We start from the raw sequence: 13,648 nt of genomic DNA on the forward strand, positions 1-13,648 counted from the left end.
CGCGCCCTGCCCGTTTGCTGCAAAAATGCGCGGGCATGTTTCGGGGACGATGACCCTGTGAGGTCAGCCAGCCGCGAAGACGTCCAGCCTGTCCTGCGGCACACCGACCGCTTTGGCCACGTCGAGCAACTGTGCCCATGTGCCCTGATCCACCGGAATGCCGTCGCGTTGCCTTTCCTGCGCGCAACGCCGCTCGGGATCGCCGGGGAACTGCACGGCCTCGACACCGGGGGCGGGCGGCGAGGCTTTGACCCAGGCAGTATATCTGTCCATATCGGCAGCGAAATCATCCGCCATCCCGAATGCGTCAGGGTCGATCAGGATCGCCATCATATTGTTGATGATCCGCGACGGCACCTGCCGTTCAGGCAGATAGGCCCCGCCGCCGCTGAACGATCCACCCAGAATGTCGCCCAGCAAGGCTAGCCCGAACCCCTTGTGCATTCCAAGCGTCGTCAGCGCACCCAGCGGGTCTTCGAACATCACCGCCGGATCGGTTGTCGGATTGCCCTGCGCGTCGATCAGCGCACCCTCGGGCGCCGGTTTCCCGCCAAGATAGGCCAGCCGCACCTTGCCCTTGGCGATCGTGCTGGTTGCCATATCCAGCAGGAACATCGGGTTTTTCGATGTGGCCGGAATGGCAGTGCAATAGGGGTTGGTCACGAACCGCCCGTCGCTGCCGCCAAAGGGGGCAACCAGAGGTTTCGGTGTTTGCACATTGGCATAGATGATACAGATAAAACCGGCCTCGGCTGCCATCTCGCCCCAGTCACCCAGACGCCCCAGATGGAAACTGTTGCGTAAGGACAGGACGGCAAACTTGCTTGCGCGCGCACGTGTGATCGCCATGTCCATCGCTTGTTCGGCAATGACATGACCAAACCCCTGACCACCATCCACCAGAAGGAACGGCCCGTTATCGCGCACGATCTCGGCCACCGCAGCGGGACGCAACTCACCGGCCAAGATGCCCTCGACATAGGCGGGGATCATCCCCACGCCGTGGCTGTCATGGCCTGTCAGGTTGGCCCTGACCAGACGCGCGGCCACCCTTCCCGCCGCATCGGGATTACCGCCTGCATGATCCAGAATAGCTGTGGCAAAGGCGGTAAGGTCAGTCGCTGAGATGATCATGGGACGGCGTCTTTCCTGAATTGTGTCCGCCTGATCGTGCCCGCTTGGCAGGCAGCTTTCTACCACAAAATGATCTGCCGTCAGGGTATCGTTTCGAACTTTGTCCGCAGGGGCAAGCCGCGTGGCGCGCCTACCGGCAACCACCCACCTTCAGGCGCATGTTGTCACCCGCAGGTTCGGCTTCGCCTTCATCCATCAGATAGTTGACGATCACGGACCCCTGATCCTGCGTAAGTCCCGATTGGGTAAGGATCTGGGCCTGATTGCTTTCATTGACAACGCATCCAGCGGATTCAATTGCAACGATCAGCCGTTTCTTCTGCTCTTCAAAATCGTCCTGAGCATGTGCAACGCTGGCCACCAACAGACCCGCCGCACATAGCAAACCGGACAAACCGGACCGAACCACGCCAGCGTTGAGGCCAAAATAGGATTGTGACATGACAGGTTGCTCCTGAGAAACGGTTTCGGGACAGGACAAGACAAAGCCATGATACTCCACATGGCGCGATTGTCATGCCGTTTTCGCGCAATTGCAACTTGCGGGTCGATCGGGACGCACGGCCCTCAGGTCGCGGCGTCAGAAACAAGCCGCATCCCCAGATGGGCAGGTGGCACACCGACAGCGCAGCCGCCATTGGCGGGATCGCGCGTCAGGAAGGGCATCACCGCAACATGTTCACCGCCAAGGACAAATGCGGCGCAGCGCGCCGGATCGGGGTCTTCGGCAGTACCGGCATAGCAATCCTGCGTCCATTCCCAGACGCTACCGTCAAGGTCGGCCACACCTTCAGGCGAGGTCGAGAAACTGCCCTGCGGTTTCAACGCGCGGGGCGCGCGACCTGCGGTCAGGTAGCCGGAAGCCCATGCCAAGGCCGGGTCGGTAAAGATAGGTGCGGGTTTTTCAGGCAGAACCGCAGCCGCCATCGTGTCCCACTCGGCTGCGGTGGGCAGGCGGAAATCATGGCCGGTTTTCCGGTTGATCCACGCGACATATTCCTGCACGTCGACATAGCTGAGACCCGTTGCCGGTGTCGTGACAGGATCCTGATTATGGCGCGTGCGTAATTCCAGCGTGCAAGCCCGCGCTGCGGCGCAGATGTTCCACTCGGCGATTGTCACCTCGTGGCGCTGGACATAAAGAACGCGCCCGTCCTTCAGCGCGACAGGCCGCTCGGCCATAACCGGAAGCAAGGTGTGATCAGGAGCGCGCAGAGCAATCGCGCCCAAAGCAATGACCGCCGCTATCGTGCCCACGGCCAGAACCCCAAGAGTAGTTCGGTACAAGCCGGTCGGGTAGGCAATAGCGGCGATCATAATTTTATCCTTCCGGATCAGATGGTTGCGTCAGGTCGTGAAAGGTCGCGGTGCGACAACCTGCTCCATTAGGTCATTGTCCCAATCGCCTTCGACGATGAAATGCGCGGTGGCCCCCAGCAGGGCTGCCTCGATCAGGTTGTGGTTCACATAGGCATAAACGCCCGGTTGCTCGAAAGTATACATCGCGGCCATTGCGGTGCCACCCCGCACGAACCATGTTTCGAGACCGGTCAGCGGTGCCTCGCTGAAGGATGTTTCCCAGACATAGTTGCCATGCCCGCCGATCAAGTGGGGTCGCGAGTCGCGGTTGGCCTGATTGTGGATCATCAGCACGGTCTCGCCGACTTTGAACGTCATGGCGTTTTCGCCTGTGACGGCCCCGACTGCACCATTGAAGACGCAATGTGTCGGTGTCAGGGTCCGCATCGCATCAAGGCTGTCTGCGTAGTCGTCGCCTGCCGCTTCATAGGTTCTGTATTCGCCGTTCTCGTCTTTCGGCAGATAGTAGTCCTGCTCGCCAATATAAGCGATCTTGTCATAGGTCAGCGCGTTGCCATCGCGATCCTTCAGCCCGTCGCGCGGCAGCACCATGACCGCGCCGTTCATCCCGTGGGTGACGTGGTAGGGGATCATCGCCCCGCCTGGTGCGCAGTGATAGGTAAAGCAGCCCGGCTTGGTGGCCTTCCAGCGCAACACGCATTCCTCGCCCGGATAGACATGGGTCAGACCACCGCCGCCCAAAGCGCCTGTTGCGGCGTGAAAGTCGATATTGTGCTCCATCATGCTGTCGGCGGGGTTGCGCAGGGTCAGTTCGACCATGTCACCCTCGTGGCAGATAATCAGCGGGCCGGGAACCGAGCCATTATAAGTCAGCGCCCAGACGCTTGCGCCGGTATCCTCGTCCACCACCATCAGACGTTCGGTTGTCTCCAGAACGACCTCGATGATTTTGGGGCCACCTGTGGCGACCTGCTCGTGGACCGGCGCATAGGGCGGGGCCACCATATCCTGTTTCACGCGGGTATAGGCTGACAGATCAGCCGCTTTCGCAGTGGTTTCAGCGGCTTTTTCTGCCGAAGCCTGATAGAGCCGTGCCGATGTCCGGTTGGCGATGTCGATTTTCGGGGCGCGGGGCGTGGCCAGTGCGCTTGCACCTGTCATTGCGGCCGCACCGGCCAGCACCGAGCCGCGCAGCACATTACGACGGCTTGTTTTCATAAGGCCGGGATTGATGAATGAAGTCATGGTTTCCTCCATGGGGTTGAATAGGGTGGCGGGCGCCATGCCCGCGCACCGGAATGGGTCAGAGGTTGGACAACTGGGCGTCAAAGCGCTCTTTGGCTTTCTTGGGCACACGACCCTCGAAGAAAGTGGAAGGTACGGCATCGACCTCGCCAACTTCGATGGTCATAACCATGCCCATTGCGTAGTGCGGCTTGCAAATGACGCCATAAAGTCCCGCGGTATCGAAGGTGAACGCGACTTCCTGACTGATCTTGCCAACGAAGCCTTCCACGCCACCGGGCATCATGCCGTCTACCGTTTCCGCGTTGTGGCTCTTGTCTGTCGGCACAAAAACCACCGTGTCGCCGGGTGCCACCTGCAGAAATGCAGGCTCGAACACCATGCGTTCACCGTCAGTACCCTTGTTGAGCATTTTGACCTCATGGGTTTCCGCAAAAGCCGCGCCAGCCAGCGCGATACCAAGTGCGAGAGTGGAAGCGAATGTTCTGAACATCATCTTATCCTTTCGTGTTCTGCTGAGATCAGTGATAGAAGTTTCCAGCGCCCGAACGTTGTCGGGGCACAACAAAAATCGCCTGTTTTTCTTGATCTGGATCAAAACCGGCGGGCAGGATGGCGCGAGAGGTCGGCGCGACAGGACAAGGAGGCCGCCGCGATGAAACATGCCAGACGATCCAAGCCGCAGGTCCGGTTGGACGAAAGTTTGCTGACGCATCTGCCGCCCTTTTCCAAGCTCGACACCCGCCAGATCCGCGAGATTCTGGACCAGGCCAGTTCGCGCCGCTATGACATCGGCTCCGCGATCTTCGAGGAAGGTCACGAGGCCGAGCGGTTTTTCATGCTATTGGATGGTTATATCCGTGTCGTGCGGATCACGCCTCAAGGTGAGCAGGTGATCGCGCTACACATTCCCAGTGGCCAATTGTTCGGCATCGCCAAGGCGCTGGGGCGCGAAACCTATCCGGCTACTGCGATCACGGCAGCAGAATCGCTGGCCCTGTCATGGCCGACGCGGTTGTGGGACCAGTTCGTAGCCGATTACGAGGGCTTTGCCACCGAGACCTATAAAACCGTCGGCAACCGTATTGGCGAAATGAACACCCGCATCGTCGAGATGGCGACATTGCAAGTCGAACAGCGGGTGGCGAATGCCCTCTTGCGCCTGATCAACCAGACAGGTCGCAAGGTGCCAAACGGGATCGAGATCAATTTCCCGATCACGCGTCAGGATCTGTCGGAATTGACCGGCACGACGCTGCACACGGTCAGTCGCATGCTGAGCGCGTGGGAGAAACAGGGCTTGGTCGAAAGCCAACGCAAGCGGATCACGGTCTGCGATCCGCACCAGCTTGTCATTCTGGCAGCGGCAAAGGCGTGACCGCGCGGACAAGCTCGCTGTAGAACGCATCCAGATCCAGACCGTATTCGGCACAGGCATCCGTAACCGTGTGAAACGGGCTGACCAGACATCCGACGCACAGCATCTTGTGGCGGATAAAAACGGTGATCGTTTCGGGCCATGCCGCCATCAGATCGGCAAGCGACAGATCGGGATTCGTGACGCGTTCAGCTTCCATGCTGTCCTCGCTTTCTGAAAGCATCCTGACCGGAACAACCGCCTCAAACGTTGTTCTGGCGCAAACTGCGATCTGATCGGCCCGTTAGAACCTGTGGCATCCACTTACAAACGGGAGCCAGCAGATGGCTGAATTCTTAACAAAATCGCGGGCGCGCAACATCTTCTACGGAGGTTCGATCTTTTTCGTCGTGATCTTCGTGGGCATGACCGTCCATTCCCACAAATACGTGGTCGATGTCTCGACCGCAGGCATGCCGCTTACCGAGTCTGTCATCACCGGCAAACATGTGTGGGAAAGAAATTCCTGCATCAACTGCCACAGCCTGCACGGTGAAGGCGCCTATTTCGCGCCCGAACTTGGCAATGTGATGACCCGATGGGGCGTGCAGGACTATCCCGAGGATGCATTCGCCACCCTCAAGGCATGGATGGAAGGCCAGCCCAGCGGGGTCGAGGGCCGCCGCCAGATGCCACGCTACGAACTGACCGACGAAGAGATTCGCGGCCTCGCGGATTTCCTGCGCTGGGCTGACCAGACAGACACGCAGGGCTGGCCGCCCAATGATGCCGGCTGAGCGGCGCAAGGAGATAAGCAAATGAAATATCAATCACAAAGAGTGGCGTACTGGTACTTTCTGGCTGCCATGGCGCTGTTCGGCATTCAGGTGCTGGGCGGCTTGCTGGCGGGCTGGGTCTATGTCTCGCCCAACTTCCTGGCGGAAATCCTGCCGTTCAACATCATCCGCATGATCCATACCAATGCCCTGATCGTCTGGCTGCTTCTGGGCTTTTTCGGGGCCGCCTACTTCCTGATCCCCGAGGAATCCGAGCGCGAGATCTGGTCGCCCAAACTGGCCTATCTGCAGTTGATCATCCTTGTTGTCGGCACGCTGGGGGCCGTGGGTTCCTACCTTGTCGGCATCCATGGCGGACGCGAATTTCTGGAGCAACCGCTTTGGGTCAAGTTCGGCATTCTGGTCGCGGCGCTGATCTTTCTGCTCAACATCTCGATGACCGTGCTGGCGGGCAAGAAAACCGCGATCACCAACGTCCTTCTGATGGGCATGTGGCTGCTGTCGCTGCTGTGGATTTTTGCCTTCATCAACCCCGACAACTTGAGCCTTGATAAAATGTACTGGTGGTTCGTGGTGCACCTCTGGGTCGAGGCGACATGGGAGCTGGTGATGGCCGCGATCCTTGCCTTCCTGCTGCTCAAGCTGACGGGCGTAGACCGCGAGGTCGTGGAAAAATGGCTCTATGTCATCGTCGCCACAGCGCTTTTCTCGGGCATTCTTGGCACGGGGCACCATTTTTACTGGATCGGCCTACCGGGATACTGGCAGTGGATCGGTTCGATCTTTTCCACCTTCGAGGTGATCCCCTTCTTCCTGATGATGTCCTTTGCCTTCGTAATGGTCTGGAAGGGTCGCAAGAACCACCCCAACAAGGCCGCCCTTCTGTGGTCGCTGGGGTCCAGCACAGTGGCCTTCTTCGGCGCAGGGGTCTGGGGCTTTCTACACACGCTGCACGGGGTGAACTTCTACAGCCACGGCACGCAGATCACCGCAGCACACGGGCACCTTGCTTTCTACGGGGCCTATGTCGCGCTGAACCTTGCGATCTTTAGCTATGCGATGCCGATGCTGCGCGGCCGCGCGCCCTACAATCAGGTGCTGAACATGGCGTCGTTCTGGCTGATGACCGGCGGCATGGCCTTCATGACCTTCGTGCTGACTTTCGCGGGCACCATCCAGACGCATATGCAGCGTGTCGTGGGTGATTACTACATGCAGGTGCAGGACAGCCTGTCGATCTTCTACTTGATGCGCTTTGGCGCGGGCGCTGCGGTCGTGATCGGTGCCTTGCTGTTCATCTATTCCATGCTGGTTGTCCGCAAGACCGAGGTGATCGCCCCCGGCCCTGCCAACCCTGTTCCCGGAGAATGACAAATGAACATCGCACTCACACCCGCCCTGCCCTTCTATCAGGCTACAGGTCACGAATGCGCGCTATTCCAGACAGCCTATGACAACGGTTTGCCCCTTCTTCTGAAGGGGCCGACCGGCTGCGGCAAAACCCGCTTTGTCGAGCATATGGCCGCCCGTCTGGGAAAGCCTCTTTACACCGTCGCCTGCCATGACGACCTGTCCGCCGCCGACCTGATCGGGCGCTACTTGCTGAAAGGCGGCGAGACTGTCTGGGTCGATGGTCCCCTGACCCGCGCCGTGCGCGAAGGCGGGATCTGCTATCTCGACGAGGTTGTGGAAGCACGCAAGGATGTGACCGTGGTGCTGCATCCGCTGACCGACACGCGCCGCACCCTGATGATCGACCGCACGGGGGAAGAGTTACTCGCCCCCAAGGGCTTCATGCTGGTCGCCAGCTACAACCCAGGCTACCAGAATGTGCTCAAGCGACTCAAACCCTCGACAAGGCAGCGCTTTCTGTCGATCTCTTTCGACTTTCCCGACGCCCAGACCGAGATCGCGGTCGTCGCCCGCGAAAGCGGGCTGGAGGTTGGTCGCGTCACGCCACTGGTGCGCTTGGCGGGCCATATCCGGCGGCTGTCGGGCATGGATCTGGAAGAGGGCGTATCAACACGCCTTCTGATCTATGCGGCCACGTTGATGGCCAGCGGCATGGGGGTCGATCAGGCGCTGGAGGCCGCCGTGATCGAGCCCCTGACCGACGAACCGGATGTGCAGCAGGCGCTGCGCGATCTGACCGCGACAATCTACGGATAACCGCCATGCACCTTCTCGATCTGATGGAACCCGAGGAAACGGTCGGCAATCTCTGGCACGATATGGCCAGCCGGATCGGGGCAGAGGTCACCTATCCCGACGCGGCGGTTTCCCTTGCCTCGGTCCGTCCCAGCCTTGCGATACTGTTCCGCGCGCTTGGCGGGGCGGCAGGTGTCGAACTGGGCGAGGCGGCACCGACATTGGCCCGCCACCGCCGCCCCCTGCGCCGTAAACTCGGAGCTGAGCGGGACCGCGAATGGATCGCCAGCTTTGACGGAGAGCGGCTTGCCCTGCCGCCCTTCATCGCTGCCTTTCCCAATGCCGCCCTGAACCGGTCAGCCTATTTCTGGCTGACGGCAATGGCCGCCAAAAGCGCGCCCGATTTTGACCGCCTCGCCGGTATAGGCCCTGCCGCTGACGGCGCCCTGATCCGTGCGAATGCCGCGGCATCGGATGCGGTCTATATCGTCTGTCCCGGTCTGCGCACAGCCTATGCGTCAATGGCGCGGCACTGTCTGGCGGCACGGCCCGACGTGATCCGCCCACCGCAGGAAGCCGTCTTCGAGCGCGCCATTCGTGACCAGTTGGGCGGCAACAGCCCCGAACTGACTGTTGATCCGGCAGCAAGAACCTACATGACCTTCGCCCCCGTACCGATTTGGCTGCGATTTGCGCCCCCTGCCAGCGGCATTGCAGCCGGTGACGAACAGGCCGATCCCGCCACACCGCCACCCCATACCGCGCAGACCAACCGCAAGCTTGGGCTGCGCAAGGATCAGGACCAGCAGAACCGCAAGGACAATTTCATCATACACCGCTTTGAAGCGATCCTGTCATGGGTCGAATCGATGAACATCAACCGCAGCGTCGATGATGACGACGCGGAAAATGCCCAGAAAGCTGCCGACGATCAGGATGAGATCGTCTTGTCAAAACAGGACCGCAAGACCGCGACACGGCTGCGCCTGCATCTGGACCTGTCACCCGCCGATGCCGATCATGAGGCGCTGGCGGGTGTGCATACCTATCCCGAATGGAACCACCGCGCGCGCAGCTACATGCCGGATCATTGCCGCGTGCTGGACGCGCCGGCCTTTGCCGATGGCACAGTTTTCACGCCCGACGAGCGCCGCATCCGCGAGGTGCGCCGCCAGTTCGAGGCACTGCGCCCCCGCCGCACCCTGCAACCGCGTCAGGTCGACGGTTCCGAGTTGGATCTTGACGCCGTCCTGACAACCCGCGCCGATCTGGTCGCGACAGGGCGCGGCTCTGACCGGATCTGGCAATCCGCCCGCCAGACCGAGCGCGATCTGTCCGTGGCCTTTCTGATCGACACGTCACGGTCCACAGAAGCAGCCATCGGCGACACATCGGTGATTGCGGTGGCGCGCGAGGCGATGGCCGCCTTGGCCGGTGGCATCGACGCGGCAGGCGACCGTCTGGCGATCTGGGGCTTTTCCTCGCTGCGCCGCGACCGCGTGTTCCTGACCCGCTGCAAGGATTTCAAGGACAGGATGTCGCCCGACATCATCGCCAATATCGGCGGCTTGAAGCCCGGCCACTACACCCGCCTTGGTGCCGCGATCCGACATACCAGCGCGCAATTGGCGCAAGAGCCCAGCGCGCGGAAACTGCTGGTCGTACTGACCGATGGCAAACCCAACGATCTGGACCATTACGAGGGCCAGCACGGGATTGAGGACAGCCATAAAGCTGTGAAAGAGGCGCGCATGGCCGGACAAAGCCTGCACGGTATCATCATCGACGAAGATGGGCAGGACTGGTTCGCGCGCATTTTCGGGCGCGGCGGTTTCACCCTTCTGCCCGATCCCGCGCGCCTGATACGCGCCCTTCCAGACATCTACCGCTCACTTGTACAGGAGACCTGACATGCGACTTTTGACAACTTTTTTTAGCATCATTCTGACAACCCCCGCTTTTGCAGAAGCTTTCAACCGCCCCATTCCGCAGGCCCAATCGGCTACGGCTGAATTCTGGTTCGCATTGGGCAGTATCGCGCTGATAGCGGCGCTGGTTCTGGTGCAACGTCTGGTCGCGCGCAAATGACTTGTCAGGGATGGTCCGCCGCACGGATCGCGCTCGCGCTCTATCCGTTCGGGGCCGGCGCAGCGGCGGTCAATGTGTTCTTCGCCTCGCTGATCTTCAGCTGGGTCGGCGGCCCGGTGGCCTCGGCCGGCTGGTCTCTCGGTCTGGGATGCCTGATCGGTGTCCCTGCCACATGGTATTTCGCACGCCACATCCGGCTTCTGATGGATATTGCGGATGCGGGCGCAGAACAGACAGGAGCCTGACATGGCACAGACATCGGCAGAACAGATGCGCGCCTGGACAGGGCCTGCACTATTCAGTTTCGGTTTCCGGCCCTTTTTTCTGTTCGGCGCGGTCTGGGTTGTTGTGGCCATGCTTTTATGGCTGCCCGCGCTGACAGGTGCCATTGCGCTGCCGACACAGTTCGACCCTGTATCGTGGCACGCGCATGAATTCTTGTTCGGCTATCTGGGTGCTGTTCTGGCAGGTTTCCTGCTGACCGCCGTGCCCAACTGGACCGGGCGTTTGCCGATGGTCGGCTGGACGCTTGCGGCCCTGTTCGGGCTGTGGGTCGCGGGGCGGGTGGCTATCCTGATCTCGGCCATCTTGCCGGCAAGCGTGGCACCCGCCGTCGATCTTGCTTTTCCTCTGGTGCTGGGTGCGATGATCCTGCGCGAGATTGTGGCCGGAAAGAACTGGAAGAACCTCATCGTACTGGCGCTGCTGGCGGTGTTCACGCTGGCCAATGCGCTGTTCCATGTCGAAGCCCTGCAAGGCGGTTTTGCCGCACGGGGCCAAGGGCTGCGGCTGGGTGTCGCCACCGCTGTGATGATGATCGCGGTTATCGGTGGCCGCATTATCCCGTCCTTCACCCGTAACTGGCTGGCGCGCGGCCAGACCCCCGCGCGGCCCGCACCACCCATGCAACGCTTTGACAAACTGGTGCTGATGGCGAGTGTGCCCGCCCTGCTTTTCTGGGTCGTCCGGCCATTCGACGCCTTCACAGGGGTTCTGTTGGTCGGTCTCGGTGTGCTGCATGTTGTCCGGCTGATCCGCTGGCAATGGCAACACACCCTTCGCGAGCCTTTGGTCTGGGTGCTGCATCTGTCTTATGCCTTCATCCCCTTGGGGGCGTTGCTTGTGGGGACGGAACTGCTGCTGGGCAGTACGGCAACCGCGGCAGCACAGCATCTATGGATGACAGGTGCCATCGGTGGCATGACGCTGGCGGTGATGACCCGCGCCACGCTGGGCCATACCGGACGCGCGCTGACCGCGAACAGGGCCACCGTGGTGATCTACCTTTGTCTTTTCGCAGCTGTCGCCGCGCGCTTAGCCACACCCGCCCTGCCCGTTCTGGGCTACGTTTCGGGCATCCTGTGGCTGGCGGCTTTCGGCGGTTTCACCTATGCCTACGGTCCGATGCTGATGCGCCGCAAACCGGAGACACGGAAATGAGCTGGACCGGATTCGCAGCGGTTTTTGCCGCGTTTTTCCTGACCCATTCACTGCCGCTGCGCCCCCTGGTCAAGGCGCGCCTGACTGGAATGTTCGGGGCACGCGGATTCGGGTTTGGGTATTCGGCTTTGTCCTTGGCAATGCTGGCCCTGCTGATCTGGTCCGCTGGACAGGCGCCTGTTGTGCAACTCTGGCCGCAAGCGTTGTGGCATCGCCATATTGTCCAAGGCGGTATGCTGCTGGTCTGCCTGATCCTTGCCCTTGCGATTGCGCGACCCAATCCGTTCTCGTTCGGGGGGGCCGGACACGACCGGTTTGATCCAGCGCATCCGGGGCTGATCCGCTGGACGCGCCATCCGGTCCTTTTGGCGCTGGCCCTTTGGGCAGGGCTGCACCTGCTGCCGAACGGCGATCTAGCGCATGTCATCCTGTTCACCGTTCTGGGTGGGTTTGCCGTCATCGGCCGCAAACTGGTCGACAGGCGCAAGCGGCGCGACTTGGGGGAAGCCCGCTGGCACAACCTTTATGCGGCAACGACGGGCGCGCCATTGATCGGGCGTCCCGACTCGTGGGGCGGGGTCGCGACACGGCTGGGTCTTGGACTGCTTGGCTTTATCGCCTTGCTCTGGGCGCATCCTTTTGTCATCGGCGTCTCCGCCCTCTGACAATGCAAAAAGCCGCCTTCACCAAGGCGGCTTCACGTAATCTCGAAGCAGCTCAGGATGCGCGGGAATAGGTCAAGCGGTCCGGCACGTGCTGGTCGAAGGCCGCAGCGATCATCCGCGTCAGCGACCGGCCTTGCGGCAGGATTTCCAACTGCCGGTTGCCACTAGTCACAAGCGCGCCGAACCGGTTCGCAATGCCTTCCAGCACTGGCGTGAGGCTTGCCGCAACGGGGCCGAACTCGGCCTGTAAATCGGCAAGGTCCAGCCGGAAATTGCACATCAGCAATTCGATAGCGCGAGCACGCAACTTGTCTTCGTCCGAAAGGGTGTAGCCGCGCGATCCCGCAAATTCACCCGCACCGATGCGCTGGATATAGGCCGCCGTTGCGGGCGCGTTCTGCACATAGCCCGCCGGAAACCGCGAGATCGAGGATGCGCCAAGCCCGATCAAAGTCTGGCATGTATCGGCGGTATAGCCTTGGAAATTGCGCCGTAAATATCCGTGATGCAGGGCGGTATCCAACGCGTCACCGGGCCGAGCAAAGTGGTCGATCCCGATCTGCGTCAAACCTGCCCCGACAAACCGCTCTGCTGCCATCGTGGCCAGATTGTAGCGCGCCATGTCATCCGGCAGGGCGCTTTCGTCGATCAGCTTTTGCCGTTTCGATACCCAAGGCACATGGGCATAGCCGAACAGCGCCACGCGATCCGGTGAAAAGCTGAGCACCTTGGAAATCGTATCGTCGATCCGGTCAAGCGTCTGGTGCGGCAACCCGTAGACCAGATCGGTATTGAGCGAGGTGATCCCCGCTGCCCGCAAATCGGCAACACAGGCTTGCGTTACCTCGAAAGGCTGGTCCCGCCCGATCGCTGCCTGCACCAGCGGGTCAAAGTCCTGAATTCCGATCGAGGCCCGCGTCATCCCCTCGGCTGCCAGCGCGTCGATCTTGGCGCGGTTCACCATCGTGGGATCAATCTCGACCGAGAATTCAAAATCCGCATGTGGCGGGAACACGTCGCGGATCGCCTTGGCCAGACGATGGATCAGATGCGGTGGCAGGATGGTCGGCGTCCCGCCCCCCCAATGCAGCCGACCCATCCGCACACCTGCCGGCAGCGTCGCGCGCATCAGGGCAAGCTCGGCCTCCAGCGTTTCGATATAGCTCTCGACAGGGCTAAGGGTCCGCGTCCCTTGCGTGTGGCAGGCGCAGAACCAGCACAGGCGTTCACAAAAAGGGATATGCACATAGACCGATACCGGTGCATCCGGATCAAGCGATCCAATTGCCTGTCGCTGGAAGCTGCTACCCGTCTGCGGCGTGAAAACAGCCGCGGTCGGATAGGAGGTGTAGCGCGGGACACGCGCCTCGAAAAGGCCAAGCGCCTTAAGCTGATCTATGTGTTCCATGAACCGCAATCTGCGGCAAAGCGCAGGCGGTGACTTTGCTCTAGGT

At 61.0% G+C, this 13,648-nt stretch carries 16 protein-coding genes; 9 read left to right on the forward strand and 7 right to left on the reverse strand.

What is annotated here, in order from left to right; genetic code table 11:
• Nucleotides 1-63: 63 nt before the first annotated feature.
• The 5 genes from K7H22_RS06575 to K7H22_RS06595 form a co-directional block, all read right to left on the reverse strand.
• Entirely contained in the window at nucleotides 64-1,134 is a 1,071-nt protein-coding gene (locus K7H22_RS06575) for a malate/lactate/ureidoglycolate dehydrogenase (RefSeq protein WP_230799933.1), read from the reverse strand.
• A 130-nt stretch (nucleotides 1,135-1,264) separates the two neighbouring features.
• Complete coding sequence (locus tag K7H22_RS06580) at nucleotides 1,265-1,576, reverse strand: hypothetical protein (protein WP_230799934.1); 312 nt, start codon at nucleotides 1,574-1,576, stop codon at nucleotides 1,265-1,267.
• A 125-nt stretch (nucleotides 1,577-1,701) separates the two neighbouring features.
• Nucleotides 1,702-2,451: a formylglycine-generating enzyme family protein gene (locus K7H22_RS06585; RefSeq protein ID WP_230799935.1), complete on the reverse strand. Its 750-nt coding sequence runs from the start codon at nucleotides 2,449-2,451 to the stop codon at nucleotides 1,702-1,704.
• Nucleotides 2,452-2,481: 30 nt separating this feature from the next.
• Entirely contained in the window at nucleotides 2,482-3,699 is a 1,218-nt protein-coding gene (gene nirK / locus K7H22_RS06590; protein WP_230799936.1) for a copper-containing nitrite reductase, read from the reverse strand.
• Nucleotides 3,700-3,757: 58 nt separating this feature from the next.
• Entirely contained in the window at nucleotides 3,758-4,363 is a 606-nt protein-coding gene (locus K7H22_RS06595; RefSeq protein WP_330165838.1) for a pseudoazurin, read from the reverse strand.
• Here K7H22_RS06595 and K7H22_RS06600 point away from each other — a divergent pair.
• Nucleotides 4,355-5,077 carry a Crp/Fnr family transcriptional regulator gene (locus K7H22_RS06600; RefSeq protein WP_230799937.1) on the forward strand — a complete coding sequence of 241 codons (723 nt, stop codon included), beginning with the start codon at nucleotides 4,355-4,357 and terminating at the stop codon, nucleotides 5,075-5,077. The two genes, K7H22_RS06595 and K7H22_RS06600, sit on opposite strands and share 9 nt — an antisense overlap.
• Here the strand turns inward: K7H22_RS06600 and K7H22_RS06605 are convergent.
• A complete protein-coding gene (locus tag K7H22_RS06605) occupies nucleotides 5,052-5,276 on the reverse strand; it encodes a DUF1858 domain-containing protein (RefSeq protein ID WP_230799938.1) in 225 nt (74 codons plus the stop codon). The genes K7H22_RS06600 and K7H22_RS06605 overlap by 26 nt on opposite strands.
• A gap of 124 nt (nucleotides 5,277-5,400) precedes the next feature.
• On the opposite strand from K7H22_RS06605, the gene K7H22_RS06610 reads away from it, so the two are divergent.
• From K7H22_RS06610 to K7H22_RS06645, 8 genes are read left to right on the forward strand one after another with little or no spacing between them, the layout of a single operon-like run.
• Nucleotides 5,401-5,853, forward strand: coding sequence for a c-type cytochrome (locus tag K7H22_RS06610; RefSeq protein ID WP_230799939.1), 453 nt, complete (start codon nucleotides 5,401-5,403; stop codon nucleotides 5,851-5,853).
• A 21-nt stretch (nucleotides 5,854-5,874) separates the two neighbouring features.
• Nucleotides 5,875-7,224 carry a cbb3-type cytochrome c oxidase subunit I gene (locus tag K7H22_RS06615; RefSeq protein WP_230799940.1) on the forward strand — a complete coding sequence of 450 codons (1,350 nt, stop codon included), beginning with the start codon at nucleotides 5,875-5,877 and terminating at the stop codon, nucleotides 7,222-7,224.
• Nucleotides 7,225-7,227: 3 nt separating this feature from the next.
• Entirely contained in the window at nucleotides 7,228-8,022 is a 795-nt protein-coding gene (locus K7H22_RS06620) for a CbbQ/NirQ/NorQ/GpvN family protein (RefSeq protein ID WP_230799941.1), read from the forward strand.
• Between the two features lie 5 nt (nucleotides 8,023-8,027).
• Nucleotides 8,028-9,911 carry a nitric oxide reductase activation protein NorD gene (locus K7H22_RS06625; protein WP_230799942.1) on the forward strand — a complete coding sequence of 628 codons (1,884 nt, stop codon included), beginning with the start codon at nucleotides 8,028-8,030 and terminating at the stop codon, nucleotides 9,909-9,911.
• Between the two features lies 1 nt (nucleotide 9,912).
• Complete coding sequence (locus K7H22_RS06630) at nucleotides 9,913-10,089, forward strand: protein NnrT (protein WP_230799943.1); 177 nt, start codon at nucleotides 9,913-9,915, stop codon at nucleotides 10,087-10,089.
• Entirely contained in the window at nucleotides 10,086-10,334 is a 249-nt protein-coding gene (locus K7H22_RS06635; protein ID WP_230799944.1) for an NnrT protein, read from the forward strand. The genes K7H22_RS06630 and K7H22_RS06635 overlap by 4 nt, the downstream gene beginning before the upstream one ends.
• A gap of 1 nt (nucleotide 10,335) precedes the next feature.
• The gene (locus K7H22_RS06640; RefSeq protein ID WP_230799945.1) at nucleotides 10,336-11,529 is read left to right on the forward strand and encodes an NnrS family protein; all 1,194 of its coding nucleotides are present in this window, start codon (nucleotides 10,336-10,338) and stop codon (nucleotides 11,527-11,529) included.
• Complete coding sequence (locus tag K7H22_RS06645; protein WP_230799946.1) at nucleotides 11,526-12,194, forward strand: NnrU family protein; 669 nt, start codon at nucleotides 11,526-11,528, stop codon at nucleotides 12,192-12,194. The genes K7H22_RS06640 and K7H22_RS06645 overlap by 4 nt, the downstream gene beginning before the upstream one ends.
• 52 nt (nucleotides 12,195-12,246) lie before the next feature.
• On the opposite strand, the gene hemN is transcribed toward K7H22_RS06645, so the two are convergent.
• On the reverse strand, nucleotides 12,247-13,602 hold the full coding sequence (gene hemN / locus K7H22_RS06650) for an oxygen-independent coproporphyrinogen III oxidase (protein WP_230799947.1): 1,356 nt from the start codon (nucleotides 13,600-13,602) through the stop codon (nucleotides 12,247-12,249).
• Nucleotides 13,603-13,648 lie beyond the last annotated feature (46 nt).

This window comes from Seohaeicola saemankumensis (assembly GCF_021021435.1).
In the GTDB taxonomy this organism is placed as follows: Bacteria; Pseudomonadota; Alphaproteobacteria; order Rhodobacterales; family Rhodobacteraceae; genus Seohaeicola.

What these genes read in the sequence shown, in the direction of transcription:
- K7H22_RS06575 (WP_230799933.1), bottom strand. Translation starts at nt 1,134, where the DNA reads ATGATCATCTCAGCGACTGACCTTACCGCCTTTGCCACAGCTATTCTG.
- K7H22_RS06580 (WP_230799934.1), bottom strand. Translation starts at nt 1,576, where the DNA reads ATGTCACAATCCTATTTTGGCCTCAACGCTGGCGTGGTTCGGTCCGGT.
- K7H22_RS06585 (WP_230799935.1), bottom strand. Translation starts at nt 2,451, where the DNA reads ATGATCGCCGCTATTGCCTACCCGACCGGCTTGTACCGAACTACTCTT.
- nirK (WP_230799936.1), bottom strand. Translation starts at nt 3,699, where the DNA reads ATGACTTCATTCATCAATCCCGGCCTTATGAAAACAAGCCGTCGTAAT.
- K7H22_RS06600 (WP_230799937.1), top strand. Translation starts at nt 4,355, where the DNA reads ATGAAACATGCCAGACGATCCAAGCCGCAGGTCCGGTTGGACGAAAGT.
- K7H22_RS06595 (WP_330165838.1), bottom strand. Translation starts at nt 4,363, where the DNA reads ATGTTTCATCGCGGCGGCCTCCTTGTCCTGTCGCGCCGACCTCTCGCG.
- K7H22_RS06605 (WP_230799938.1), bottom strand. Translation starts at nt 5,276, where the DNA reads ATGGAAGCTGAACGCGTCACGAATCCCGATCTGTCGCTTGCCGATCTG.
- K7H22_RS06610 (WP_230799939.1), top strand. Translation starts at nt 5,401, where the DNA reads ATGGCTGAATTCTTAACAAAATCGCGGGCGCGCAACATCTTCTACGGA.
- K7H22_RS06615 (WP_230799940.1), top strand. Translation starts at nt 5,875, where the DNA reads ATGAAATATCAATCACAAAGAGTGGCGTACTGGTACTTTCTGGCTGCC.
- K7H22_RS06620 (WP_230799941.1), top strand. Translation starts at nt 7,228, where the DNA reads ATGAACATCGCACTCACACCCGCCCTGCCCTTCTATCAGGCTACAGGT.
- K7H22_RS06625 (WP_230799942.1), top strand. Translation starts at nt 8,028, where the DNA reads ATGCACCTTCTCGATCTGATGGAACCCGAGGAAACGGTCGGCAATCTC.
- K7H22_RS06630 (WP_230799943.1), top strand. Translation starts at nt 9,913, where the DNA reads ATGCGACTTTTGACAACTTTTTTTAGCATCATTCTGACAACCCCCGCT.
- K7H22_RS06635 (WP_230799944.1), top strand. Translation starts at nt 10,086, where the DNA reads ATGACTTGTCAGGGATGGTCCGCCGCACGGATCGCGCTCGCGCTCTAT.
- K7H22_RS06640 (WP_230799945.1), top strand. Translation starts at nt 10,336, where the DNA reads ATGGCACAGACATCGGCAGAACAGATGCGCGCCTGGACAGGGCCTGCA.
- K7H22_RS06645 (WP_230799946.1), top strand. Translation starts at nt 11,526, where the DNA reads ATGAGCTGGACCGGATTCGCAGCGGTTTTTGCCGCGTTTTTCCTGACC.
- hemN (WP_230799947.1), bottom strand. Translation starts at nt 13,602, where the DNA reads ATGGAACACATAGATCAGCTTAAGGCGCTTGGCCTTTTCGAGGCGCGT.